Origin of the sequence: Methylobacterium sp. NFXW15 (genome assembly GCF_049887755.1) — a bacterium.
In the GTDB taxonomy this organism is placed as follows: Bacteria; Pseudomonadota; Alphaproteobacteria; order Rhizobiales; family Beijerinckiaceae; genus Methylobacterium.
On record NZ_JAGEKG010000001.1, the window covers coordinates 348091 to 371389 of the forward strand.

Consider the following 23299-nt stretch of genomic DNA (forward strand, 5'->3'; position numbering starts at 1 on the left):
ATCAGTGTCTTAGGGTCTTCTTAGGAACGATCTTTTGATGGTGGTGAACTAATTACTAAGGAGAAACACCATGGCCTGGGCTGCCCCCGTCGTGTCCGAGATCTGCGTCGGCATGGAAGTGACGAGCTACGAGTCGGCTGAGATCGACACGTTCAACTGAGTTCAAGCGGGCCGGGAACACGGGAGACGCATCATGCGCGTCGTAGTTCTCGGCTCCGCCGCGGGCGGCGGCCTTCCTCAATGGAACTGCCGCTGCCCCATCTGCTCCCTCGCCCGCAGCGAGCCTGAGCGCGTCCGGCCCCGGACGCAGTCGAGCATCGCGGTCTCGGCCGATGGCGGCGATTGGCTGCTGATCAATGCCTCGCCCGACATTCGCCAGCAATTGTTCGACAATCCGGCGATGCACCCGCGCGAGGGGCTACGCCATTCCCCGATCCGTGCGGTTCTGCTGACGAATGGGGACGTGGACCACGTGGCCGGGCTCCTGACCCTGCGCGAGGGCCAGCCCTACACGCTCTACGCCACATCCGGCATCCTCGAGTCCGTGAACGCCAACCGCGTCTTCGACGTGATGGCGGAGGGCGTCGTCGCCCGCGCGAACGTGGCTCTGGAAACGCCCTTCGAACCCCTGCCCGGCCTCAGGGTGACACTGTTCGCCGTACCGGGGAAGGTTCCGCTCTGGCTCGAAGGGGCCGAGGTGGAGATCGGGGCGGCGACCGAAACGACGGTCGGAGCGATGATCGAGGCGGGCGGCAAGCGCCTCGCCTACGTGCCGGGCTGCGCCCTGGTGAACGACGAGGTGCGAGGCCGTCTGGACGGCGTCGATGCCCTGCTGTTCGACGGGACGGTTCTGCACGACGACGACATGATCCGCGCCGGAGTCGGCACCAAGACCGGCTGGCGCATGGGCCATGTCCCGATGCGCGGCGGGAACGGCTCGATCGAGGCCCTGTCGGGCGTGGCGATCGGGCGGAGGGTGTTCGTCCACATCAACAACACCAACCCGGTCCTCGTGGAAGGCTCTGCCGAGCGGGCCGACGTGGAATCCGCGGGCTGGACGGTCGCCCATGACGGGCTGAGCCTGGATCTGTAGCGTCCCTCGCGCGAGCGACGGGGTGAGTACGAAAGCCGCGCCGGTTTGAGTCTGCGCGTGGCATCCCTACATTGTGCAACAAGGCATCGGTGGTCCCGCAAGGGGCCGGACAAAGAACCTCATCGGGCACGAGCCGAGAACGGACGCCGGAAACGCCATGAACGCCATTTTCCCGACCCCGGATGCCGCCGAGAGCGAACGCCTCCTGACCCCGGAGGAACTGGAAGCGGCTTTGCGCGACATCGGCGCCCGGCGGTATCACATCCTCCATCCGTTCCACCGGCTGCTTCACGACGGCAAGCTGTCGAAGGATCAGGTCCGAGCTTGGGCGCTCAACCGCTACTATTACCAGGCGATGATCCCGGTGAAGGACGCCGCCGTCCTCGCCCGGATGCACGATGCCGAACTGCGCCGGATCTGGCGGCAGCGGATCGTGGACCATGACGGCGACGCCCCCGGCGATGGCGGTATCGAACGCTGGCTGAAGCTCGCGGAAGGCGTCGGCTTCCAGCGCGATTACGTCCTCTCGACCGACGGCATCCTCTCGGCGACGAAGTTCGCCGTGGAGGCTTACGTCCATTTCGTGTCCGAGCGGACGCTGCTCGAGGCGATCGCATCCTCACTCACCGAGATGTTCTCGCCGACCATCATCTCCGAGCGCGTCGCCGGGATGCTGAAGAACTACGACTTCATCACGAAGGAGACGCTCGCCTATTTCGACAAGCGTCTCACCCAGGCGCCGCGAGATGCCGACTTCGCCCTCGACTACGTGAAGCGGCACGCGACGACACCGGAATTGCAGCGCAAGGCGATGGCGGCGCTGACCTTCAAGTGCAACGTGCTCTGGGTGCAGCTCGACGCGCTCTACTTCGCCTACGTGTCCCCCGGTATGATCCCGCCGGATGCGTGGCAGCCGGGCGTCGGCCTCGTTGCCGGTGCCGATGGCGCGCCGCTTCCCACCGGGCCGAAGAAGACGCAATCAACGGACGTCCCGCGCCTGCCGCGTGGCGTGCGCCTGCGCAACGACGAGACGCGCGGCAAGTACGTGCTGCTCGCCCCCGAGCGCACCTTCGACCTCGACGACAACGCCGTCGCCGTCCTGAAGCTGGTGGACGGGTCGCGGAACGTGGCCCAGATCGCCGACGAGTTGGGCAAGGTCTACGCTGCCGATCCGCGCGCGATCGAGGCGGATATCTGCACCATGCTCGACGGCCTCGCCGAGAAGCGAGTGTTGGAGCGATGAACGCAGACACGCCGATCCGCCCGGATGTACCGGCACCGGTGGGGCTCCTTGCGGAGCTGACCCACCGTTGCCCCCTGCGCTGCCCCTATTGCTCGAATCCTCTCGAACTCGACCGGCGTTCCGGCGAGCTCGACACGGCGACGTGGCAGCGGGTGCTGACGGAGGCGGCCGGGCTCGGCGTGCTGCATGTTCACCTGTCGGGCGGTGAGCCGACCGCCCGCAACGACATCGTCGAGATCACCAAGACCTGCGCCGATCTCGGCCTATATTCGAACCTGATCACTTCCGGCGTCGGAGGAGCACTGGAAAAGCTCCAGGCGCTCTACGATGTCGGACTCGACCATGTGCAGCTCTCGGTGCAGGGCGTCGACGCGGCCAATGCCGAGAAGATCGGCGGGTTGAAGAACGCCCAGCCGCAGAAGATGATCTTCGCCGAGAAGGTGGTGCAACTTGGTCTACCGCTGACGCTGAACTCGGTGATCCACCGGGGCAACATCCACGAGGTCCAGGGCTTCATCGACCTCGCGGTGAAGTTGGGCGCCAAGCGCCTCGAAGTCGCGCACACGCAATATTACGGCTGGGCCTATGTGAACCGCGCCGCCCTGATGCCGAACAAGGCACAGGTGGACGAGTCGATCCGGATCGTCGAAGCGGCGCGCGAACGGCTGAAGGGCCAGCTCGTCATCGACCTCGTGGTGCCGGATTACTACGCGAAATACCCGAAAGCCTGCGCGGGCGGCTGGGGCCGCAAGCTCATGAACGTCACCCCCCAGGGCAAGGTGCTGCCCTGCCACGCGGCGGAGACGATCCCCGGCCTCGAATTCTGGCACGTGACGGATCACTCCCTCGGGGAGATCTGGCGCGAGTCACCGGCCTTCACCGCCTATCGCGGGACGGACTGGATGAAGGAGCCCTGCCGCTCCTGTGATCGCCGGGAGAAGGATTGGGGCGGCTGCCGGTGCCAAGCGCTCGCGCTCGCGGGCGATGCGGCGGCGACCGATCCAGCCTGCTCCCTCTCCCCGCTGCACGCCAAGGTGCGTGCCCTCGCCGTCGAGGAGGCCGCCGAAACGCCTCCCGACTATGTCTACCGCACGATCGGCAGCAACATCCGCTCGCCGCTGAAAGAAGGTGCCTCTTCGTGAGACTGACGCACGTCGCGACCGCCCTCGCCGTGATCCTCTGCGCGCCGACCCTGGTTTCGGCCACGGAGGTTCCCGCGCCGGCCCCCGTCAACGCCACGGCCACCGCGCCCAACGCCGGCGACCTGCTGTTCGAGCAACCGCAGATGAAGAACGCGCCTCCCGGCAGCACCATCACCTACGATTACCTGCGCCGCTCCGGCATCGCGAAGGGTCCCTTCGGCGCCCCGCTTCAGGACACGATCACAATCAAGGTCGAGAAGGGCAAGCAGCCCGACGCTCGGGACATGGACGTGACGATGTTCTCCGGTCTGAACCGCCGCCCGGCGGGTCCGTTCGAGGACATGACTGGCAACCCGATCGTGCCGCTCTTCCTTGAGAACCACGTCATGGCGCTCTCGAAGGTGCTGGAAGCGAATCCGCGCTATCTGAAGCTGGCGATCCGCAAGGGCCTGCGCGAGAAGGCCACCGTGACGCCGATCAAGGTGAGCTTCGGCGGCAAGGACGTCGATGCGTGGCGCATCGAGATGAAGCCCTTCGCGGGTGATCCGCAGAGCCAGCGCATGCGCGGCCTCGAGACCCTCACCTACACCTTCGTGACCTCGCCCTCCGTGCCGGGCGAGATCGTGTCCATGGAAGCCGCCTCGAAGAACGGCGAAGGCGGCGAGTTGCTGGAGGAGAAGCTCGGCTATGAGCAGAAGGCTGGCTAGTCTCGCGATCCTCACCGCCCTCGGTCTCGCCGCCGCTGCTGCGCCGGGCCGGGCCGCCGAGGAGAACGATTACCCGACGAATGCGCGGGTGGATTACGTGTTCGGCTGCATGGCCGCCAACGGGCAGACCCGCGACAGCCTGGAGAAGTGCTCCTGCTCGGTCGATCAGCTCGCGGCGATCCTGCCTTACGACAAGTACGTCCAGGCGAGCACGATCCTGTCCATGCGCCAGGGCATCGGCCAGCGGGCGAACGAGTTCAAGTCGACCAAGGTCTTCGACGACAAGGTCGCCGACCTGCGCCGCGCTCAGGCCGAGGCGGAGATCCGCTGCTACCGGGGCTGACGGCCGCGAAAAGAGAGGGGATCGGCACACGCTTATCCTGCCGATCCCCTCATCCTGAGATGCTGCGAAGCAGCCTCGAAGGATGAGGGTGGCAGAGGGGCGGACGGACGACTTTCGCCCGTTGCGTGGCGCCCCCGTTTCCCTCACACCGGTCCCGTGACCGACCCTACGCCCCGCACCCCCGCCCTGCCCCGCTTGGTGCCCGATCTCGGGCGGCGAAGTCTTGTCATGGGCATCTTGAACGTCACGCCGGATTCCTTCTCGGATGGCGGCCTGTTCCGGGGTGAGGCAGAGGCTCAGGCCCAGGCCGAACGGCTGGTGGCGGAGGGCGCGGCGATCCTCGATATCGGGGGTGAATCGACCCGGCCGGGCCATACGCCCGTCCCCGCCGAGGAGGAGCAGGCACGTGTCCTGCCGGTGATCCGCGCCCTCGACGGACGCCTGCCGATCCCGATCTCCATCGACACCTACAAGGCCTCCACCGCCGACCTCGCCCTCGCGGCCGGGGCCAAGATCGTCAACGATGTCTGGGGCCTCCAGCGCGAGCCGGACATCGCCTCCGTGGCCGCCGCGCACGGGGCGCCGGTCATGATCATGCACAACCGCGAGACGATCGATCCCGCGATCGACATCGTCGCCGACATGCTCGCTTTCTTCGAGCGATCACTGACCATTGCCCGCAAGGCGGGCATCCCGGATGGGGACATCGTGCTCGATCCGGGCGTGGGCTTCGGCAAGACCTGGGAGCAGCATCTCGAAGCCCTGCGCCGCCTGCCGGAGATCCGCGCCCTGGGCTTCCCGCTCCTCGTGGGCGTCTCGCGTAAATCCCTGCTCGGGCGGCTGCACGACAAGGAGACCAAGCCCGCCGACCGTCTCTACGGCTCGCTCGCCGCCCATGCCGTGGCGGGGACGCTCGGGGCCGATATCGTGCGCGTCCATGATGTCGGCGCCCATGTGGATGCGATGCGCGTCGTCGATGCGGTGATGCGGCCGGAGAGCCGCCGATGAGCGATCATGTCCGCGTCGAGGGGATCGCCATCTTCGGGCGGCACGGCGTGCTGCCGGAGGAGGAGGTGCTGGGCCAGCGCTTCTATCTCGGCCTGGATGCCGAGCTCGACCTCGCCCCCGCCGGCCGGGCGGACGATGTGGCTCTGACGGTGAGCTACGCCGACCTCACGGCCATCGCGGTTGCGGTGGCCACCGAGCGCCGTTTCAATCTGATCGAGGCTTTGGCCGAGACCATCGCGCAGGAGATCCTGGCGGGTTTTCCTGCGATCACCGCGATCACGGTACGGGTCGACAAGCCGAGCGCGCCGATCCCGGCGATCCTGGACCGTGCGGGCGTCACCATCACCCGCCGCCGGGAGGGCGCACGGTGAAGGCCTGGCTCGGGATCGGCAGCAATATCGGCGACATGGCCGTCACCCTCGACAAGGCGGTCGAACGGCTCGCCTCCGTTCCCGGTATCCGGGTCTTGGCCCGTTCGCCGGATTACCGCACCCCGCCCTGGGGCAAGACCGACCAGCCCTGGTTCCTCAACGGAGCGGTCGCCATCGAGACCGATCTCCTTCCGCACGCCCTGCTCGACGCCTGCCAGACCATCGAGCGGGATCTCGGCCGGGTGCGCGAGGAGCGCTGGGGACCCCGGATCATCGACATCGACATCCTGGCCTATGAGGGTGCGGCGGTGGAGGACGAGCGCCTCGTCCTGCCGCATCGCTTCGTGCGCGAGCGGGCCTTCGTGCTGGTGCCGCTCGCCGACCTCGCCCCCGATCTCACGATCGGCGGCGAGCGGGTGCGCGATGCGCTCGCCAAACTCGACCGAACGGGGATCGAGCGGGCCTGAGGCGTCGATTCTCGGCCGTCCCGTCCTCCCCCTCATCCTGAGATGCCCGCCTCGGCGGGCCTCGAAGGAGAGCTCCAGGGATCGCCGAGCCTTCTGGAGCCCTCCTTCGAGGCGGCTTTGCCGCATCTCAGGATGAGGATGGTGGGTGGGAGAGGAAGTCTCCCCTCTACCGCGTCGAACTCAGCAGCAGGTCCGGCAGCCACATGGCGATGCCCGGCACGAGGCAGAGGATCAGGATCGCCACCGCCATCAGCAGCACGAAGGGCAGCGTGCCCCAGATGATGTCCGAGAGCGGGATGTCCGGCGCGATGTTCTTGATGACGAAGATGTTGAGGCCGACCGGCGGGTGGATGAGCCCCATCTCCATGGTGATGGTCATCACCACACCGAACCACACCAGATCGAACCCGGCCGCCTTGAGCGGCGGCAGGATGATCGGGGCGGTCATCAGGATGATCGAGACCGGCGGCAGGAAGAAGCCGAGCACGATCACGAGACCGAGGATCGTCACCAGCAGCAGCCAGGGCGAAAGCTGCATCGCCACGATCGCCGCCGCCGCCGATTGTGAGATGTGCAGGTAGCTCATCACATAGGCGTAGAGCAGCGACATGCCGATGATCAGCATCAGCATGGTGGATTCCCGCAGCGTCGCGGTCAGGATCGGGTTCACGTCCTTCGCCCGCCACACGCCGTAGATCGCCGCGATCAGGGCGAGCGCCAGCAGGCCGCCGAGACCCGCCGTCTCCGAGGGAGTGGCGTAGCCGCCGTAGAGGGCGACCATGACGCCGGTTAGCAGGATGACGAAGGGCAGCACGCGCGGCAGCGTCGAGAAGCGCTGGGCCATGCTGTAGTTTTCGTCGGCCAGGATCGGCGAGGCCGGACCGCCGCGCTCCAGCACCTCCTTGGCGGTCGCGTATTCCTTACGGAAGCGGAACATCGCCCAGGCGGCGAACAGGGCGACGAGCAGGAGACCCGGCCCGATGCCTGCCAGGAACAGCCGCCCGAGGGATTGCTCGGCGGCGACAGCGTAGAGGATCATGGTGATGGAGGGTGGCAGCAGGATGCCCAGCGTCCCGCCCGCCGCGATGATGCCTGCCGCGAAGCCTGGCGAATAGCCGCGCTTCCTCATCTCCGGGATGCCCGCCGAGCCGATGGCGGAGCAGGTGGCCGGGCTGGAGCCCGCCATGGCGGCGAAAAGGGCGCAGGCGAAGACGTTGGCGATGCCGAGCCCGCCGGGGATGCGGTGCATCCAGGCATGCATGGCCGAATAGAGATCCTGCCCCGCCCGCGAGCGGCCGATCGCGGCGCCCTTCAGGATGAAGAGCGGGATCGAGAGCAGGGTGATGGAGGCCATCTCCTCGTAAACGTTCTGCGCCACCGTATCGAGGGAGGCGGCTGGCATGAAGGCCAGCATGAAGGCCAGGGCCACCGCGCCCAGCGCGAAGGCGATGGGGATGCCCGAGAGCATCGCCCCGAGGGTGGCCCCCGCGTAGAGGAAGCCGATCGTTGCGACGCTCACCGCTTCACTCCTGATTGGGTCCGGGCATTGGCGGCCTGCGTGCCGGGGCGGACGGTCTTGCCCATCGGATCGGGACCGGCAGGCGTCACGTCGGGCCGCCCCTTCATGTCGCGGTTGATATCGGCGCCGAGGCCGACCTTCGGTCGGGCCCATCCCGCGCCGCTCGGGCCCAAGCGGATCGCCTCGGCGATCTGGAGCGCGAGCTGGAGGCAGAGCAGGCTCATGCCGAGTGCCATGAGGGTGTAGGGGATCCACAGCGGCGGACCCCAGGTCGATTGCGAGACCTGCCCATCGACCCAGGCCTCATGGTCGAGGGACCAGCTCTTCCACGTGAAGAACAGGCAGAAGGCGAGGCTGACGCAATCCACGAGGATGAGGCGCACCCGGTTGACCGAGGCAGGCAGCAGCCCGGTCAGCGCCTCGATGGCGACGTGCCCGCGCTTGGCCTGCACCGCCGCCGCGGAGCCGAAGGTGGCGCCGACGATGAGGAACACCGCCATCTCGTCCTGCCACTCGGTGGGCTCGTGGAAGACGTAGCGGATGACGACGCTGTAGCTGAGGACGAGGCAGGCCCCGAACAGCGCCAGTCCGCCGAGCCCCATGATGAGTCGGTTGATCGCCTTCGACGCGCGGTCGAGAACGCCGAGCGCTCCCGGAATGCGCGGCTCGGGCGCAGCATGGACCTCGGATGCGGCGGTGGCCGCGTCGAAACCGTGGCTCACGAAACCTGCTCCGCCAGTTTGAGGAGTTCGGCGCAACGCGCGCTCTTGCCCGCGAAGTCCTTCCAGGCCGTCCCCCGGGCGAGGTCGCGCCACTTGTCGATGTTGGCATCGGTGAGATCGTGGATCTGCACGCCCCGCGCGCCGTAAATCTTCACGAGTTCCTCGTCGTCGGCCTTGGCGGCGGCGAAGGAGAAGGACTCCATCTCCCGGCCCACGTCGCGAATCGCCTTCTGCTGCTCCGGGCTGAGACCGTCGAAGACGATCTTCGACATGATCAGCGGCTCCAGCACGAACCAGAACGAGCGACCACGGCCGGCAGTGAGGTTCTTCGTCATCTCGTCCAGGCGGAACGAGATCAGGCTGGTGGAGGAGCTGATCGCCGCTTCCAGGGCGCCGGTCTGCATGCCGATATACATCTCGCTCGACGGCATGGTGGAGACGATGCCGCCCATCGCCTGGAACATCATGTCGATCTCGCGCCCGCCGCCGCGGATCTTCACGCCTTTCACGTCCTCGGGGGCGAGGATCGGCTTCACCTTCGAGGCGACGGAGCCCGACTGCCAAACCCAGGTGATGATGATGACGCCCTTCTCGGCAAGCGTCTTCGAGAACTCCTCACCGATCTTGGCATCGCGCCACTTCGCGGCCTGGCCATAGCTCGCCACGACGGCGGGCATGAGGGCGAGGTTGGTCTCGGGCACCTCGCCGCCCGCGTAGGAGAGCGGCACGAGGCTCATGTCCAGCGCGCCCTTCCGGACGGCACTGAACTGCGCGAGGGTCTTCATCAGCGAGGAGGTCGGGTAGACCTGCACCTTGAGCCCGCCGCTGGTGCGCTTCTCGAGCTCGGCGGCGAACCGGCGGGCAATGCGGTCGCGGGCATCGCCTTCTTCCAGCGTGCCGCCCGGAAACTGGTGCGACAGCTTCAGGACCTTCGCGTCCTGCGCACGCAGGACGGCCGGACAGGCGACGAGGCCGCCCACGGCCGAGGCTGCGCCAAGGATATGGCGTCGTGTGATCACCGGCTTCCCCCCTGTATCGGACGCGGCGCTGTTCCGCCGTCGGCCAACCTTGCGGCAGACCTTCAAACGGCCGCACGACGGCGTTTCATCCCCGTTCGCGCGGCCGATCGCTGATAGTGACGGTCAGGCCACCTGTTCGGCGAGTTTCAGGAGTTCGGCGCAATTGGCGTTCTTGCCCGCATAGTCCTTCCAGGCGGTGCTGCGGGCGAGGTCGCGCCACTTGCCGAGCGTCGCCTCATCGAGTTGATCGACCTTGGCGCCCGCCTTGCCGAACAGCTCCTCGACGCGGATGTCGTCGGCCTTCGCGCCGGACTGGCCGAACGCCTCCAACTCGGCACCGGTCGCCATGATGGCGTCCTGCTGGTCCTTCGGGAGCCCGTCGAAGACGATCTTCGACATCATGATCGGCTCCAGCATGAACCAGTAGGAATGCGTCCGGCCGGAGGTGAGGGCCTTGGACAGTTCCTCCAGGCGGAAGGAGATCAGGCTCGTCGAGGAGGTGATCACCGCATCGCACGCGCCGGTCTGCATGGCGGCGTAGGATTCGTTCGACGGGATGGAGAGGGTGGCGGCGCCCGCTTCCTTCATCATCATGTCCATCTCGCGGGAGCCGCCGCGCACCTTCATGCCCTTGGCGTCGGCGGGGCCGACCAGCGGACGCTCGCGGCTGGCGACGCCGCCCGCCTGCCACACCCAGGAGACGAGCACGATGCCCTTCGCCGCCAAAATCTCGGTGAGCTTGCGGCCCACGGGGGCGTTCTTCCAGGCGATGGCCTGCTCGTAGGAAGTCACCAATGCGGGCATCAGCCCGATGTTCATCTCCGGCACCTCGCCGCCCGCGTAGGGCGCCGGGTAGAGCGACATGTCGAGGGCGCCCTTCCGCATCGCGCCGAACTGGGCGTTCGTCTTCATCAGCGACGAGCCTGGGTAGACCTGAACATCGAGCGCGCCCTTGGTCTTCTCGCCGACCTGCTTGGCGAACATCCGGCACATACGGTCGCGGAAATCGCCCTCGTCGATCGTCCCGCCCGGGAACTGGTGTGACAGCTTGAGGGTGGTAGCCGCCTGGGCTGAGCCGAGGCCGAACCGCAGAAGCGCGGGTGCGGCGAGGGTCGCGGCGACGAAGTTGCGTCGAGTCGGCGTCATCTGCATCTCCCGCGCCGCACAAGAATGCGGCGTTTATTTTTGCGATGCGGTATTCATCTGTACCGCTCAAGTATGCAGAAAACGGGCTCTTGTATATTTTGTCAACCGCCTCGCATAATGCTGGAACGAATCCGGGCGTCGACGAACCCGGGCGAACGAACGGGAGGGGAGATGAGCCGCGCTCGCGATCTCCGGCAGACGATCGAGGACGAGATCGTCGAAGGGCGGTTGGCCCTGGGGGCACGGCTGGACGAGGTCCAGCTCGCCACGCGTTTTGGCGTTTCGCGTACGCCGATCCGGGAAGCGTTGCTGCAACTCGCGGTCAGCGGCCTCGTGGAGACGAAGCCCCGGCGCGGCACGATCGTGAGCGCGCCGGAGCCGCATCATCTCATCGCGATGTTCGAGACCATGGCGGAGATCGAGGCCGCCTGCGGGCGGCTGGCGGCAAGGCGCCTCGGCGCGGGAGATCGGACGGCCCTGGAAGCGGCGCTCGCCGCCTGCGCGGCGGCCTCGGACGATTGCGAGACCTATTACGCCGAGAACTACGTGTTCCACAGCCTGATCTACCGGGCGAGCCACAACGCCTTCCTGGCCGAGCAGGCGCTGAGCCTGCACCGCCGCCTCGCGCCCTATCGGCGGCTGCAATTGCGGGTGCGCCAGCGGTTGCCGCAATCGCTGGCCGAGCACAGGGCCATCGTCGAGGCGATCCTGGCGGGCGACGACGCGACGGCGGCCGAGCGCCTGCGGAGCCATGTCCTCGTGCAAGGCGACCGGTTCGCCGACCTGATCTCAGGGTTGCGAGCGTCCAACGCGGCGTGAGGGGCCTCAGAGAGCCCTACCCCGTCATTGCGAGCGTCAGCGAAGCACTGACGGAAAAGGATACGGCCAGCCCCCTAAGCGGCGCCGTGATCCACGTAATTGGCGGCGATCACGCGCTTCTTGCCGCGGATATGCTCGCGCAGCAGGCTGCTCAGGGCAACACCGTCGCGGGCGCGCAGGAACACGATCATCTGCTCGTGCTCCGACATCGCCCTCTGCCATTGGTCCTCGGTCTGGTGGGCGCGGTAGCGTGAGCGCTGCACCCGGCCCGACAGGCTCTGATAGACGTTCGAGAGGGTGCCGTTGCGCGCCGCCGCCATGATCGCCTCGTGGATCAGGCGGTTACGGGCGAAGTAGCCCGCCTCGTCGTTCTCCTTGAAGGCCGCGACCATGGCGTCGTGGTCCACTTGGATCGCGTCGATCTCGGAATCGGTGATCGTGCGGCACGCGAGGTCGCCCGCCGTCGCCTCGAGACCGGCGATGACTTCGATCACATCCTCCAACTCATCCTGCGAAATGCTCGCGACGCGCGCGCCCCGGTTCGGGAGGAGTTCGAGCAACCCCTCGGTGGCGAGGATCTTGATCGCCTCGCGGAGTGGCGTGCGCGAGATGCCGAAGCGTTCGGTGAGCTCGCTCTCGTTGATCCGTTCCTTCGGCTCCATGTCGCCGGACTGGATCAATTCGCGCAGACGGTCCGCCACCTCGTCGTGCAGGTAGCGGCGGCTGATGCCGAAGCCGGATTCAATCTTGTTCATGCACACACACAGAACCGGCGGCCAGAAATGGCCGGGCAGGTAGAACAATATGTGTAGGTGCAGCGTGATTCAGTGTCGAGGCGCAAGTGCCTCGTCGAGCACACTGATCACATGTCGCGCGCCGAGCCCCAGCCCGTCATGGATCTGGTGGCGGCAGGAGGTGCCATCAGCCACGACGAGATCGTCCGGCCCCGCTTTCCGCAAGGCGGGGAACAGGGACAATTCCGCCATGGCGAAGGACGTGTCCACCGTCTCCTTGCCGTAACCGAACGCCCCGGCCATCCCGCAGCAGCTCGACTCGATGACGCGCACGTCAAGACCCGGCACCGCCCGCAATAGCGTCTCCACCGAGCCCATCAGGCCGAAGGATTTCTGGTGGCAATGGCCGTGGACATGCGCGACCCGCCCACCCTGATGGGCGAAGGGCAGGCTGATCCGCCCCGCCCCGAGATCGCGCATCAGCAATTCCTCGATCAGGAGGGACTGCTCTGCCAGCACCTTCGCCTCCTCGCCCGGCAGCAGAGACAGGAACTCGTCGCGGAAGGTGAGCAGGCAGGAAGGCTCCAGCCCGACGATCCGCGCCCCGGCGCGGACGTAGGGCAGCAGCGTGTCGAGCGTCCGCTTCGCCTCCGCCCGCGCCCGATCGGTCTGGCCCGAGGCGAGCCATGTCCGGCCGCAGCACAGGGGGCGGCGGCCCTTGGCCGGGAAGACCCGGTGCAGGCGGTAACCCGCCGCTACCAGCACCCGCTCGGCGGCCTCCAGATTCTCACGCTCGAAGGCGCGGTTGAACGTGTCCCCGAACAGCACGATGTCGCGGAACTCGCCCGTGACGTCCGACGGGTGGGCGGGCTCGCCGCTCTCCTTCCACGGCCGCCGCCAGCGCGGCAGGCTGCGGCGGGTCGAGAACCCGGCGATGCGCTCGGACAAAGCCGCCAGGGCGGGGTGACGGTCGCGGAGGTTGAGGAGCGGCGCGAGCCGCGCGGCCACGCCGGCATAATGCGGCATCAGCCCGATCAGCCGGTCCTTCAGGGGCAGGCCGTGCCGGGCATGGTAATGATGCAGGAACTCGACCTTCATCTTGGCCATGTCCACGCCGGTCGGGCATTCCCGGCGGCAGGCCTTGCACGAGACGCAGAGGTCCATCGTCCGCTTCATCTCGGGGCTGGTGAAGGCCTCGGTCCCGAGTTGCCCGGACATGGCGAGCCGGAGGGAATTCGCCCGGCCACGGGTGAGATGCAGCTCCTCCTTCGTCACCCGGTAGGAGGGGCACATGGCCCCGCCCGCGAGCTTCCGGCAGGTGCCGTTGTTGTTGCACATCTCGACGGCCGCGCCGAAGCCGCCCCAATCCGACCAATCGAGGGCCGTCCGGGCCGGGGTCGTTACCGCGTAATCCGGCTTGAAGCGGAACAAGCTGCGGTCGTCCATGCGCAGGGGGCGCACGATCTTGCCGGGGTTGAGCCGGTTCTCCGGATCGAATCCGTCCTTCACCGTCTCGAAGGCGCGGGCCAGCGTCGCGCCGAACAGCGGCTCCACGAATTCCGAGCGCGAGATGCCGTCGCCATGCTCGCCGGAATACGAGCCCTTGTAGCGGCGCACGAGATCCGAGGTCTCTTCCGCAATGGCGCGCATCTTGGCGACATCGCCGCCCTGCTTCATGTCGAGGATCGGGCGAACGTGCAGGCAGCCCACCGAGGCGTGGGCGTACCACGTGCCCCGCGTGCCGTGTTTGGTGAACACCTCCGTCACCGCATCGGTGTAGTCGGCGAGGTGTTCGAGGGGGACGGCGCAATCCTCGATGAAGGAGACCGGCTTCGCGTCGCCCTTCATCGACATCATGATGTTGAGGCAGGCCTCGCGCACCTCCCAGACCGGCTTCTGCCGGGCGGGCTCGATGACCTCGACCACCGCGTTCGGGAAGCCGTAATCGGCCATGCAGGCATCGAGCCGCTTCAGGTCGCGCTTGAGGGCGTCGAGGTCGTCGCCTGCGAATTCCGCCAGCAGCAGGCAATTCGGCTGGCCGCGGGTGATTTCCGCGAGCGTCGTGCGGAATAGGGGGATGTCGGCCCCGAGCACGAGGACGTTGTTGTCCACGAGTTCGACCGCCACCGGATCGAGGGCGACAAGGTGCCGCGTCGTCTCCATCGCCGCGCGGAACGAGGGGAAGTGGCACACGCCCATCACCCGGTGGGTCGGCAGGCGCGAGAGTTTCAGCGTCACCGCCGTGGTCGCGGCGAGCGTCCCCTCGGAGCCCACCAGCAGATGGGCGAGGTTCGGCCGGTCCAGGACCAGCGCGTCGAGATTGTAGCCGCCGACCCGGCGCTGCACCTTGGGGTAGCGCGCCTCGATCTCGTCCCGGTGTTCGTGGGCGAGGCGCAGCATCCGCGCCGCGAGGTCTTCGGCTCGCGCCGAACCGGACACGCCCGTGGCGTCGTTGCCGGTGAGCGAGAAGGCGAAGGGCTCGCCGTCATGCAGCAGGGCGCGCATCGCCAGCACGTTGTCGCGCATCGTGCCATAGCGCAGCGAGCGGGCGCCGCAGGAATTGTTGCCGGCCATGCCGCCGATGGTGCAGCGGGTCGCGGTGGAGGGCTCGACGGGGAAGAACCAGCCATCGGCCTTCAGCCGCGCGTTCAGCCGCTCCAGCACCACGCCCGGCTCGAGCGTGACGGTGCCCGCCTCGGCATCGTAATCGAGCACGTGGTTGAAGTGACGCGAGCAATCGACCACCAGCCCGGTGCCGATGGGCTGGCCGTTCTGCGATGTGCCGCCGCCGCGCATGATGACCGGCACGCCGTGCTCGGCGGCGATCTGCAGGGTCGCGACGATATCCGCTTCCGAGCGTGGCAGGACCACGCCAGCCGGGGTGATCTGGTAGATCGAGGCGTCCGTGGCGTAGCGCCCCCGGGTGAAGCCATCGAAGCGCGCCTCGCCCTGAAGCCGTTCGGCCAGCCGACGCGCCAGCCCGGCATCCTTGCGCGCGGCCGCGCGGGGTGTCTCGACCGTCCCTGCCGCCACGAATCCCCCTCCCGAGCCCCGTCCGGGCTCTGTTCTGGGGTGCGATTGTATTCAAGATTCAGTCGGACGGAAATGGACTGGACGCCACGTCCTCCGTCGGGTCGGGCAAGCCGCCCAGACGCTCGGCGCAGATCTCGGCGCAAATCTGGTAATGCGGCGAGTAGCGCGCCTTCACGTAGGTATCGCGGGCCTGGCTGAAGCAGCGCCGGGCCTGCGTGCGGTTGACCCCACATCTGGCGAACAGGCGAGGCAGGTAGGCCCGCCAGGCCTCGAAACCCACTCTTCTCGCCCTTTTCCCACCACCGACCTCATCCTGAGGCGGGGTGATGGGATGAAGGGCTGTTCGGCCAGACTCGCCAGAGTGGACGCTCTGGCAGAGCCTTCAACGCCCGGAAGCCATCGAAGAAAAAGTGGTGTCCCCGGCAGGGCTCGAACCTGCGACCCCAGGTTTCTTACCACTTCGGCTTTCGCCGCCGACCGGCCGGTGCCGGTGCGTTCGTGGTCTGGACTATCCCTTCACCATGGGCTTTTCAGCCTGTAGGTGCCGCCCGTCTAGTCTCTACACCTTCCCGCCGGGGCGGGCTTGGCTCGGGATCGGCAGGGCCATGGTGCCGTGGCACCGGGCCGGGAGCTTTCCCCGACTTTGAGCGGATCCGCCGCGCGGTTTCCCGGCGCGACGCCCAATTTGAACCTCTAGGAAACCTGTGCTCTGTCCAGCTGAGCTACGGAGACAACCGCGCGTCCTTAGCATCTCCACGGGGCGCGGCCAACACCGCCGGAGACCGGGACCATGGGGCTGAGACGGCGATTCGCGCCTGTCGCACTCGTGGTCCTCGCCGTTCCCGCTGGAGCAGAGCCCGCTCCTCACCCGGATTGCGCCCTCGCCCCGGCGCGGATCGAGACCCTGGAGGGAATCGGCCCACGCGGCGAACTCCGTTTCGCCTCGGGCGGGCGGGCCGTGCTCGATTCGCTGCATTGGCCGGAGGACGAGACGGCGGCGCGGGAGCGGATCGGCGCGCGGGCGGGCCAGCGCCTCGCAATCAGCCCGCGCGGAGGGCCAGACCGCTGGGGCCGGGAGCGCGTCGGAGCCGAATCCCTGACGGACGGCGCCGACCTCGCCGGGGACCTCGTCGCGGCGGGCTTGGTCCCCGTCGATCCGGGCGAGGCAGACGAACTCTGCCGCCCGGCGCTCCGCCTGCTCGAACAAGCGGCCCGGCGGCAGCGGCTCGGTCTGTGGTGGGAAGATCCCATCGACGCGCAGGACGGTCCGGCCCTGCGGCGTCTCGCCGGGCACTACGCCGTGGTCGAAGGCCGGGTGCGGCATGTCGGCGAGCGCAGCACGCGCACCTACCTCGATTTCGTCCCTCGCGGCGGCGACGGGCTTACTGTCACGGTAACGAAACGCACTTGGCGAAGGATGGCCGCCCATGGTTTGACTGCCGACTCGCTGCACGACACACGCGTGCGGGTCCGCGGCGTCATCGACGTGCGGCGTGGCCCCATCCTTGTGGCGGCGACGCCCGATGCCATCGAGATGCTGGACGGGCAGGACGATTCTGGGGTGCGGCGCTGAGCGCGATGGACGTGATGCGGGGGGGAGTCGGTTTCCGGCGGGTGGCCTGTCTGGGTCTTGCCGCCCTGGTTCTGGGCGCCTGCGTGGCCGACCAGACCGGCTCGGTGAGCGCGCCCGCCGCCGTGCGCGTGCCCGCCGAGGCCCCGAAGGTGACGGGCCGCGAGCGTGCCACCGATTCTGACCATCTGAAGCTCGTGGCCTCCTTCGGCGGCGAGGCCAAGGCCCCGGCCGTCACTCGCCTGCTGACCGAAGTGACCGACCGCCTCGTGAGGGCGAGCGACCGGCCGGACCAGACCTACGTCGTCACCCTGCTCGACTCGCCGGTGGTGAACGCCTTCGCCCTGCCGAACGGGCGCCTCTACGCCACACGCGGCCTCGTAGCGCTCGCCAACGACACCTCCGAGGTGGCGGCGGTGCTGGCCCACGAGATCGCCCACGTCACCCTGAACCACGCCACCGCCCGCAGCGAGCTGGAACTGCGCTCCGCCCTGGTGAGCAGAGTGGTGGCGGACGTGCTGAACGACCCCGATACGGGCGCGCAACTGAAGAACCAGTCCCGCTTCGCCCTGGCCCGCTTCTCCCGCGAGCAGGAACTGGAAGCCGATGCCGCCGGGGTGAAGACCCTCGCGGCAGCGGGCTACGACCCCTTCGCGGCGGCCCGCTTCCTCACCGCGCTGAACCGCACCGTGCAGCTCAAGCAGGGGGGCGGAAGCGCGAGCACGCCCGACATGCTCGCCACCCATCCGGGCACGGCCGAGCGTGTGGCGCTGGCCACCCGCGCCGCCCGCAAGGTCGGCGCGCCGGGCATCGGCACCGATGACCGCAGCCGGTTCCTCACCGCCATCGACGGCTTGGCCTATGGCGACAGCCCCCGCGACGGCGTGGTGCGCGGTGGGCGCTTCCTGCATTCGGGCCTCGGCATCGCCTTCGCGGTGCCGGAGGGGTTCAACCTGGAGAACACGCGCTCGGCCGTGCTGGGCACCACGGCGGATGGCGGGCGGCGCCTGCTGTTCGACCAGATCGAGGCGAAGGACGGCCAAGGCCTCGACGCGATGCTCAAGGCCACGTGGAACGACAGCCTCGATCCGGCCGGCTTCGAGACCCGCGAGGTCGCGGGCCACCCGGCGGCCTTCGCCCTGTCGCGGGGCAAGGATTGGACGTTCCGCCTCGCCGCGATCCGCCTCGGCGGCGCAACCTACCGCATGATCATGGCGGGCAAGGGCAGCGCCGACCCGGAGGCCGCCTTCCAACGTTGGGTGTCGAGCTTGGAGGAGGTCTCCGCCGAGGAGATTTCCGCTCTGCGGCCGACCCATATCCAGATCGTCCAGGCGGCTGGCGCCAGTGCCGAGGAACTCGCCCGGCGGATGATCGTGGCCGACCGTCCGCTCGACCGGTTCCTGGTGCTCAACGGGCTGGAACGCGGCGCCGTACTGGTGCCCGGCCGCAGCTACAAGATCGTCACCGAATAGGCGTCGCCGGAGACCCTGCCGTGATCCGCTTCTATTACAACCTTTCCCCGAACCCGATGAAGGTCGCCCTCTGCCTGGAGGAGCTCGGCCTGCCCTACGAGCCGGTTCCGGTGGACACCCGCAAGGGCGAGCAGTTCGACACGGCCTACGCGGCGGTGAACCCGAACGCGAAGGTGCCCGCGATCGTGGACGGCGAGACGACGGTGTTCGATTCGAACGCCATCCTCCTCTACCTCGCCGAGAAGGAGGGCCGCTTCGTGCCGCAGGGCGCGACCGCGCGGGGCGAGATGCTGTCCTGGCTGATGTTCGTGGCGACCGGGATCGGCCCGTTCTCCGGGCAATGTGTCCATTTCCGCCATTTCGCCCCGAAGGATGCGGGCGCCTACGCGATGGATCGCTACGCCTTCGAGGCGAATCGCCACTGGAACGTGCTGGAGACGCGCCTCCAGGGCCGGTCATTCATGCTCGGCGACACGTATTCCATCGTCGACATGGCCGTGTGGGGCTGGGCCCGAATGGTGCCCTTCGTGCTGGGCGAAGAGGCCTTCGGGCGCCTGCCGAACGTCAAGCGCCTGCTCGATTCGATCAATGCTCGCCCTGCTGCCTCGCGCGCAGAGGAATTGAAGGCGCGTCACGCCTTCAAGGCCGAGATGGACGACGAGGCCCGGCGGAACATGTTCCGCTTCATCAAGCCGGCCACCTGAGGCGAGACCGGTATCGGGGCGGTCTCAGGCCCCGGTTCCGCCCCCGGATCTCTCCTTCCGGCGGTCGCGCTCGGCGCGCAATTCCCGCTCGGCAATCAACCAAAACTCGATTTCGAGACCCTCGGGCCGGTGGTTGCGCTCCCACAATTCGTAGGCGCGCTCCCGGATCTGCTCGAAGGTGATGACGTCGCGATTGCGGGATTCCCCGTCGGTCTTCCGTTCGTCGATCATGGTGCCCAACCGAACCGGCTCGCCCTTCGGCTCAGGATCCCGGCCGGTGCAGGTAGGCCGTGAGGCTGGACACGCGGGTGCCGACCATGGAGACGGCCTTGCGCAGCCGCGCCTCGGTCACACCGAAATGTTGCGCCCAGGCCAGGCGGCTGCTGCGGTCGAAAATGGTGACGTGGCTCTTGCCTTCGGTACCCGTCGTCATGCGTCCGATCCCGATCTGAAGTGGGCCCGGCAGAACCGGGCTCTTTCCGGGTCAACCGGAGGCGTCAGATTCGGTTTCACCACCCGGTGTGGATCCCGTGCGCCTGTCACTCCCAGCGAAACGGGGGCGAGCGGAAGGGCAGGTCGGTGCGGGGACGGGGCGAAGGCTCCAGTTCCAACTCCGGCTCCGGTTCGGGCTCCTCGACCGCATCACAGAAGAGCAGCGAGCCTTCCGGCAGGGGCGGCGCCTCGACCCCACGCCAGCGTCCGTAGGACCAGGGCCGGTACCAGGCCGCCCCCTCCGGCAAGCAGCCGGGCACGAGGTCGATGCCATGGGTGCCGAAGGGACCGCAGCGGCAGAATCGGGCGAAGCCCATCCACGCTCCCGGCCAGACGCCGTAATTCGCGATGGCTTGGTCCATATAGGCCGAACAGCTCGGCCAGTGGCGGCACTGTCGCCCGATCAGGGACGACAGGCTGAGCTGGTAGGTGCGCAGCGCCAAACGCGCGGCGCGACGCGGCACGCTCACGCGGCGGCCCGCCGCTTGGCCTCGATCTGGTCGAGGGCGTCCACCACGGCGTCGAAGGTGAGGAGCGTCGAGGCGTGGCGCGCCTTGAAGTCCCGCACCGGTTCCAGCACCGCGAAATCCGCGAATGCACCGGAGGGCGGGGCCGCACCATCCTTCAGCATGGCACGCATCCCCTCACGCAGGGCGCGTAGATCCTCCGCCGACGTGCCGACCACGTGGCGGCCCATCAAGGACGAGGACGCCTGACCGAGGGCGCAGGCTTTGACATCCTGCGCGAAATCAGTCACCCGCCCGTCCTCGCCAAGGGTGAGATCGACGGTCACTGTCGATCCGCACAGGCGGGAATGGGCGGTGGCACTCGCGTCCGGCGCGTCGAGGCGACCGAGCCGTGGGATGTCGGCGGCGAGTTCGAGGATGCGTCGGTTGTATATATCGTCCAGCATCAAAGCCTCAGTTGAGCAAGCATAACGGCATTGGGACCGCCTGCGCAGCCGCTCTCGGATTGCGCGTTTGCTCAGGACACACGATATAGGCGATGTGCCGCTGCTTCGCGAGGAGTCGGCCGATCGACCGAGGTCGCGCCCAAGGCCGAGGTCGGGCTCATTGGCCCAAACGTAACCGGGGCACCGGCCCGTGCGCGAGAAGCGGGCGCGGGTCCCACCCACGAGCCCGAGCCTGACCGCATGTATGCCAAGCCCGACAGCACCACGATGAAGACCCGTGTGGCGCGGGCCGGAGATGCCATGGACGCCGCCCTCAAATCCCTTTCCTACCGCGTCGACGGCCAGCCCCTGAACGGTATGCGCAACGATAATCTGCCTCTTCGTGACGGCACCGCCCCCGTGGCCGAGATCGCGCCGGAGCCCGCCTCCACAACGCGCGTGCCCGAGGGCATCGAGACCGGCCGACCCAGCCGCGAGGAGGCTGAGGCCGCCGTGCGCACCCTGCTGCGCTGGGCCGGCGACGACCCGACCCGCGAAGGGCTCCTCGACACCCCCGCCCGCGTGGCCAAGGCCTACGAGCAGATCTTCTCCGGGTACCGGGTCGATGCCGATTCGCTGCTGGAGCGGGTGTTCGAGGAGGTCGAGGGCTATTCGGACGTCGTCCTGGTGCGGGACATCCCGTTCCACTCCCATTGCGAGCACCACATGGTGCCGTTCATGGGTCTGGCGCATATCGCCTATTACCCGTCCAAGGGCGTCGTGGGCCTGTCGAAGCTCGCCCGCGTGGTCGATGTCTTCGCCAAGCGCCTGCAGACCCAGGAGACGATGACGGCGCAGATCGCCGACGTCATCGAGAGCATCCTCAAGCCGCGCGGCGTCGCGGTGATGGTGGAAGCCGAACATCTTTGCATGGCCATGCGCGGCGTGCAGAAGGCGGGCGTCTCGACCCTCACGACCCAGTTCCGCGGCGTGTTCAAGGATTCGGCGGACGAGCAGGTCCGCTTTCTCACACTCGTTCGCGGCGGAGCCAAATAGGCCCTCGCGGCTTTTTCGAGCGCCATGTCCGCGACCGACTCTCGCCCCTCAACCGGCCTCTCCTTCCCCCCGCCCGGCAGCAAAGCCGAGATCGAGGAAGGGGAGGTCTTCATGCCCCGCTTCGACCGGGACGGGCTCGTGACCTGCATCACCGTCGATGCCGGGGATGGGCGCGTGCTGATGCTGGCGCATATGAACGCGCAATCGCTGGCGCGGACGCTCGAGACCGGCGAGGCGTGGTACTGGTCTCGCTCGCGGCAGGAATTGTGGCGCAAGGGCGCCACGAGCGGCCAGATCCAGCGCGTCGTTGAGATGCGCACCGATTGCGATCAGGACGCCGTGCTGATCACCGTCGAGGTCGGCGGCGATGGCGGCTGCTGCCACACGGGGCGCCGCGCCTGCTTCTACCGCACCGTCGCCTACGACCGTGAGACCGGTCAGGTGCGGTTGCGACTCGCCGGGGAATGAGCCGCCTCCCGGAGCGGCGCGAGCTTCCTCATCGCCCCCTTCCCTCCCCGTCTCGGGCCGAGGCGCCGCGCGCCCGTGCCGCCGAGGCGGTGCGACGAGCGGCGCGGGGCGAACCGGACTTTCCCCCTGGCACCGTCGAACCCCTCCGTCCGGCATCAGCCGCGCCACGCCTCGGCCTCGCGCTCGGCGGCGGATCGGCCCGGGGCTGGGCGCATATCGGCGTCATCCGCGCCCTCGAAGAGGCCGGCATCGTCCCGACCGTGGTGGCGGGCTGCTCCATCGGCGCCGTGGTCGGGGCCTGCTACGCGGCGGGACGGCTCGACCGACTCGAGACCTTCGCCCGCTCCCTCACCCGCGGGCGAGTGGTGCGCCTTTTGGATCCGCGCCTGCCGGGCTCCGGGCTGATCGCGGGCAACCGCCTGCGGCGGCGGCTCATGACCGATCTCGGCGACGGCCGGATCGAGACCCTGCGGATCGCCTTCGGTTGCGTCGCCACGGAATTCGGCACCGGCAGCGAAGTCGCCCTGACCGAGGGTCCTCTCGTGGAGGCCGTGCGGGCCTCCTACGCCATTCCCGGCTTGTTTCCCCCGGTCGATCTCGACGGGCGGTTCCTGATGGACGGCACCCTGGTCAACCCGGTGCCCGTCGCGCTCGCTCGTGCGCTCGGCGCGGATGTCGTCGTCTGCGTCAACCTCAACGGCGATACGGGCGGCCCCGTGACCCACGAGGTGACGGCTCCCGCGCCGCGCCGGAGCTTCATCGACGCCCTGCGCGGGCGTCTGCCCGGCCTCTCCCGCACACCGCCGGAGCCGCAAGTGCCCGGCATCGCCCGCGTCGTGCTCGACGCCTTCAACATCACCCAGGATCGCATCTCGCGCGCGCGCCTGGAGCGCGACCCGCCGGACGTCGCGATAGGCCCCGACGTGGCAGCCTTCGGCCTCTTCGATTTCCACCGCGCGGAAGACGGCATCGCCCTCGGCTACCGCGCCGCCCGAACCGCCCTGCCGAAGATCCGCGCGGCCTTGGACGGGGCTTCCGCACGGGTTTGAGCCGGAGACACCCGGTCCGCTCCTGCGCTCAGCCGAGTGTCTTCTTTCTGATGAAGCTGAAGGCTTCCGACACGGTACTCCCTGCCGCGCTCGCGGCATCGCCGACCGATGCGGTCGCGCGCTAGAGCCGTATTCGACCGAGTTGGGCCGCCTCCGTCGATGGATTTCCGGCCGTCTTTGCGAGCGCAGCGAAGCAATCCAGGGAGGCGCACCGTTCTGAAGCGTCCCGC

The 23299-nt window shown here is 68.1% G+C and carries 26 protein-coding genes and 1 pseudogene; 16 read left to right on the forward strand and 11 right to left on the reverse strand.

What is annotated here, in order from left to right; translation table 11 throughout:
- Window positions 1–70: 70 nt before the first annotated feature.
- The 9 genes from pqqA (at window position 71) to folK (ending at window position 6374) form a co-directional block, all read left to right on the forward strand.
- A complete protein-coding gene (gene pqqA / locus J4O73_RS01620; protein ID WP_238204934.1) occupies window positions 71–160 on the forward strand; it encodes a pyrroloquinoline quinone precursor peptide PqqA in 90 nt (29 codons plus the stop codon).
- A gap of 33 nt (window positions 161–193) precedes the next feature.
- Window positions 194–1093 carry a pyrroloquinoline quinone biosynthesis protein PqqB gene (gene pqqB, locus J4O73_RS01625; RefSeq protein ID WP_426214165.1) on the forward strand — a complete coding sequence of 300 codons (900 nt, stop codon included), beginning with the start codon at window positions 194–196 and terminating at the stop codon, window positions 1091–1093.
- Window positions 1094–1250: 157 nt separating this feature from the next.
- A complete protein-coding gene (gene pqqC / locus J4O73_RS01630; protein ID WP_426214166.1) occupies window positions 1251–2336 on the forward strand; it encodes a pyrroloquinoline-quinone synthase PqqC in 1086 nt (361 codons plus the stop codon).
- A complete protein-coding gene (pqqE, locus tag J4O73_RS01635) occupies window positions 2333–3478 on the forward strand; it encodes a pyrroloquinoline quinone biosynthesis protein PqqE (protein WP_426214167.1) in 1146 nt (381 codons plus the stop codon). Before pqqC ends, pqqE begins: the two co-directional genes overlap by 4 nt.
- Window positions 3475–4185, forward strand: a complete 711-nt coding sequence (locus J4O73_RS01640; RefSeq protein WP_426214168.1) for a hypothetical protein — start codon at window positions 3475–3477, stop codon at window positions 4183–4185. Before pqqE ends, J4O73_RS01640 begins: the two co-directional genes overlap by 4 nt.
- The gene (locus tag J4O73_RS01645) at window positions 4166–4528 is read left to right on the forward strand and encodes a hypothetical protein (protein ID WP_426214169.1); all 363 of its coding nucleotides are present in this window, start codon (window positions 4166–4168) and stop codon (window positions 4526–4528) included. The genes J4O73_RS01640 and J4O73_RS01645 overlap by 20 nt, the downstream gene beginning before the upstream one ends.
- A 228-nt stretch (window positions 4529–4756) precedes the next feature.
- Window positions 4757–5536, forward strand: a complete 780-nt coding sequence (folP, locus tag J4O73_RS01650; RefSeq protein WP_426214170.1) for a dihydropteroate synthase — start codon at window positions 4757–4759, stop codon at window positions 5534–5536.
- Window positions 5533–5907, forward strand: coding sequence for a dihydroneopterin aldolase (gene folB, locus J4O73_RS01655; RefSeq protein WP_426214171.1), 375 nt, complete (start codon window positions 5533–5535; stop codon window positions 5905–5907). The genes folP and folB overlap by 4 nt, the downstream gene beginning before the upstream one ends.
- Window positions 5904–6374, forward strand: a complete 471-nt coding sequence (gene folK / locus J4O73_RS01660) for a 2-amino-4-hydroxy-6-hydroxymethyldihydropteridine diphosphokinase (protein ID WP_426214172.1) — start codon at window positions 5904–5906, stop codon at window positions 6372–6374. The genes folB and folK overlap by 4 nt, the downstream gene beginning before the upstream one ends.
- A gap of 166 nt (window positions 6375–6540) precedes the next feature.
- Here the strand turns inward: folK and J4O73_RS01665 are convergent, their stop codons facing one another.
- The 4 genes from J4O73_RS01665 to dctP (J4O73_RS01680) all read right to left on the reverse strand — a co-directional run bounded on the left by J4O73_RS01665 (window position 6541) and on the right by dctP (J4O73_RS01680) (window position 10780).
- Entirely contained in the window at window positions 6541–7893 is a 1353-nt protein-coding gene (locus J4O73_RS01665; protein WP_426214173.1) for a TRAP transporter large permease, read from the reverse strand.
- Window positions 7890–8615: a TRAP transporter small permease gene (locus J4O73_RS01670; protein WP_426214174.1), complete on the reverse strand. Its 726-nt coding sequence runs from the start codon at window positions 8613–8615 to the stop codon at window positions 7890–7892. Before J4O73_RS01670 ends, J4O73_RS01665 begins: the two co-directional genes overlap by 4 nt.
- Window positions 8612–9634 (reverse strand): TRAP transporter substrate-binding protein DctP, encoded by a 1023-nt coding sequence (gene dctP, locus J4O73_RS01675; RefSeq protein WP_426214175.1) that lies wholly within the window; start codon window positions 9632–9634, stop codon window positions 8612–8614. Before dctP (J4O73_RS01675) ends, J4O73_RS01670 begins: the two co-directional genes overlap by 4 nt.
- A gap of 123 nt (window positions 9635–9757) precedes the next feature.
- Window positions 9758–10780 carry a TRAP transporter substrate-binding protein DctP gene (gene dctP, locus J4O73_RS01680; protein WP_426214176.1) on the reverse strand — a complete coding sequence of 341 codons (1023 nt, stop codon included), beginning with the start codon at window positions 10778–10780 and terminating at the stop codon, window positions 9758–9760.
- Between the two features lie 171 nt (window positions 10781–10951).
- Between dctP (J4O73_RS01680) and J4O73_RS01685 the strand changes: the two genes are divergently transcribed.
- Window positions 10952–11599, forward strand: coding sequence for a GntR family transcriptional regulator (locus J4O73_RS01685; RefSeq protein ID WP_426214177.1), 648 nt, complete (start codon window positions 10952–10954; stop codon window positions 11597–11599).
- A 74-nt stretch (window positions 11600–11673) separates the two neighbouring features.
- Here the strand turns inward: J4O73_RS01685 and J4O73_RS01690 are convergent, their stop codons facing one another.
- The 3 genes from J4O73_RS01690 to J4O73_RS01700 all read right to left on the reverse strand — a co-directional run bounded on the left by J4O73_RS01690 (window position 11674) and on the right by J4O73_RS01700 (window position 15646).
- A complete protein-coding gene (locus J4O73_RS01690) occupies window positions 11674–12354 on the reverse strand; it encodes a GntR family transcriptional regulator (RefSeq protein WP_426214178.1) in 681 nt (226 codons plus the stop codon).
- 69 nt (window positions 12355–12423) lie between these two features.
- Complete coding sequence (locus tag J4O73_RS01695; protein ID WP_426214179.1) at window positions 12424–15366, reverse strand: FAD-binding and (Fe-S)-binding domain-containing protein; 2943 nt, start codon at window positions 15364–15366, stop codon at window positions 12424–12426.
- Between the two features lie 58 nt (window positions 15367–15424).
- Window positions 15425–15646, reverse strand: a complete 222-nt coding sequence (locus J4O73_RS01700) for a hypothetical protein (RefSeq protein ID WP_426214180.1) — start codon at window positions 15644–15646, stop codon at window positions 15425–15427.
- A 510-nt stretch (window positions 15647–16156) separates the two neighbouring features.
- On the opposite strand from J4O73_RS01700, the gene J4O73_RS01705 reads away from it, so the two are divergent.
- From J4O73_RS01705 to J4O73_RS01715, 3 genes are read left to right on the forward strand one after another with little or no spacing between them, the layout of a single operon-like run.
- Complete coding sequence (locus J4O73_RS01705) at window positions 16157–16939, forward strand: thermonuclease family protein (RefSeq protein WP_426214181.1); 783 nt, start codon at window positions 16157–16159, stop codon at window positions 16937–16939.
- 14 nt (window positions 16940–16953) lie between these two features.
- Window positions 16954–18408: a M48 family metalloprotease gene (locus J4O73_RS01710; protein ID WP_426214182.1), complete on the forward strand. Its 1455-nt coding sequence runs from the start codon at window positions 16954–16956 to the stop codon at window positions 18406–18408.
- Window positions 18409–18428: 20 nt separating this feature from the next.
- Entirely contained in the window at window positions 18429–19112 is a 684-nt protein-coding gene (locus J4O73_RS01715) for a glutathione S-transferase family protein (protein WP_426214183.1), read from the forward strand.
- Window positions 19113–19136: 24 nt separating this feature from the next.
- Here the strand turns inward: J4O73_RS01715 and J4O73_RS01720 are convergent, their stop codons facing one another.
- The 4 genes and pseudogenes from J4O73_RS01720 to J4O73_RS01735 all read right to left on the reverse strand — a co-directional run bounded on the left by J4O73_RS01720 (window position 19137) and on the right by J4O73_RS01735 (window position 20517).
- Entirely contained in the window at window positions 19137–19343 is a 207-nt protein-coding gene (locus J4O73_RS01720) for a DUF2934 domain-containing protein (protein ID WP_426214184.1), read from the reverse strand.
- 31 nt (window positions 19344–19374) lie between these two features.
- Window positions 19375–19545 carry a DUF3606 domain-containing protein gene (locus J4O73_RS01725; RefSeq protein WP_426214185.1) on the reverse strand — a complete coding sequence of 57 codons (171 nt, stop codon included), beginning with the start codon at window positions 19543–19545 and terminating at the stop codon, window positions 19375–19377.
- A gap of 229 nt (window positions 19546–19774) precedes the next feature.
- Window positions 19775–20074 (reverse strand): annotated as a pseudogene (gene yidD, locus J4O73_RS01730) (membrane protein insertion efficiency factor YidD); the annotation flags it as partial.
- On the reverse strand, window positions 20071–20517 hold the full coding sequence (locus tag J4O73_RS01735; RefSeq protein WP_426214186.1) for an iron-sulfur cluster assembly scaffold protein: 447 nt from the start codon (window positions 20515–20517) through the stop codon (window positions 20071–20073). The pseudogene yidD and the gene J4O73_RS01735, both read right to left, overlap by 4 nt.
- 240 nt (window positions 20518–20757) lie before the next feature.
- On the opposite strand from J4O73_RS01735, the gene folE reads away from it, so the two are divergent.
- From folE to J4O73_RS01750, 3 genes are read left to right on the forward strand one after another with little or no spacing between them, the layout of a single operon-like run.
- Complete coding sequence (gene folE / locus J4O73_RS01740; protein WP_426214187.1) at window positions 20758–21552, forward strand: GTP cyclohydrolase I FolE; 795 nt, start codon at window positions 20758–20760, stop codon at window positions 21550–21552.
- Window positions 21553–21576: 24 nt separating this feature from the next.
- The gene (gene hisI / locus J4O73_RS01745) at window positions 21577–22020 is read left to right on the forward strand and encodes a phosphoribosyl-AMP cyclohydrolase (RefSeq protein WP_426214188.1); all 444 of its coding nucleotides are present in this window, start codon (window positions 21577–21579) and stop codon (window positions 22018–22020) included.
- Window positions 22017–23069, forward strand: coding sequence for a patatin-like phospholipase family protein (locus J4O73_RS01750; protein WP_426214189.1), 1053 nt, complete (start codon window positions 22017–22019; stop codon window positions 23067–23069). Before hisI ends, J4O73_RS01750 begins: the two co-directional genes overlap by 4 nt.
- The last annotated feature ends 230 nt before the right edge of the window (window positions 23070–23299 follow it).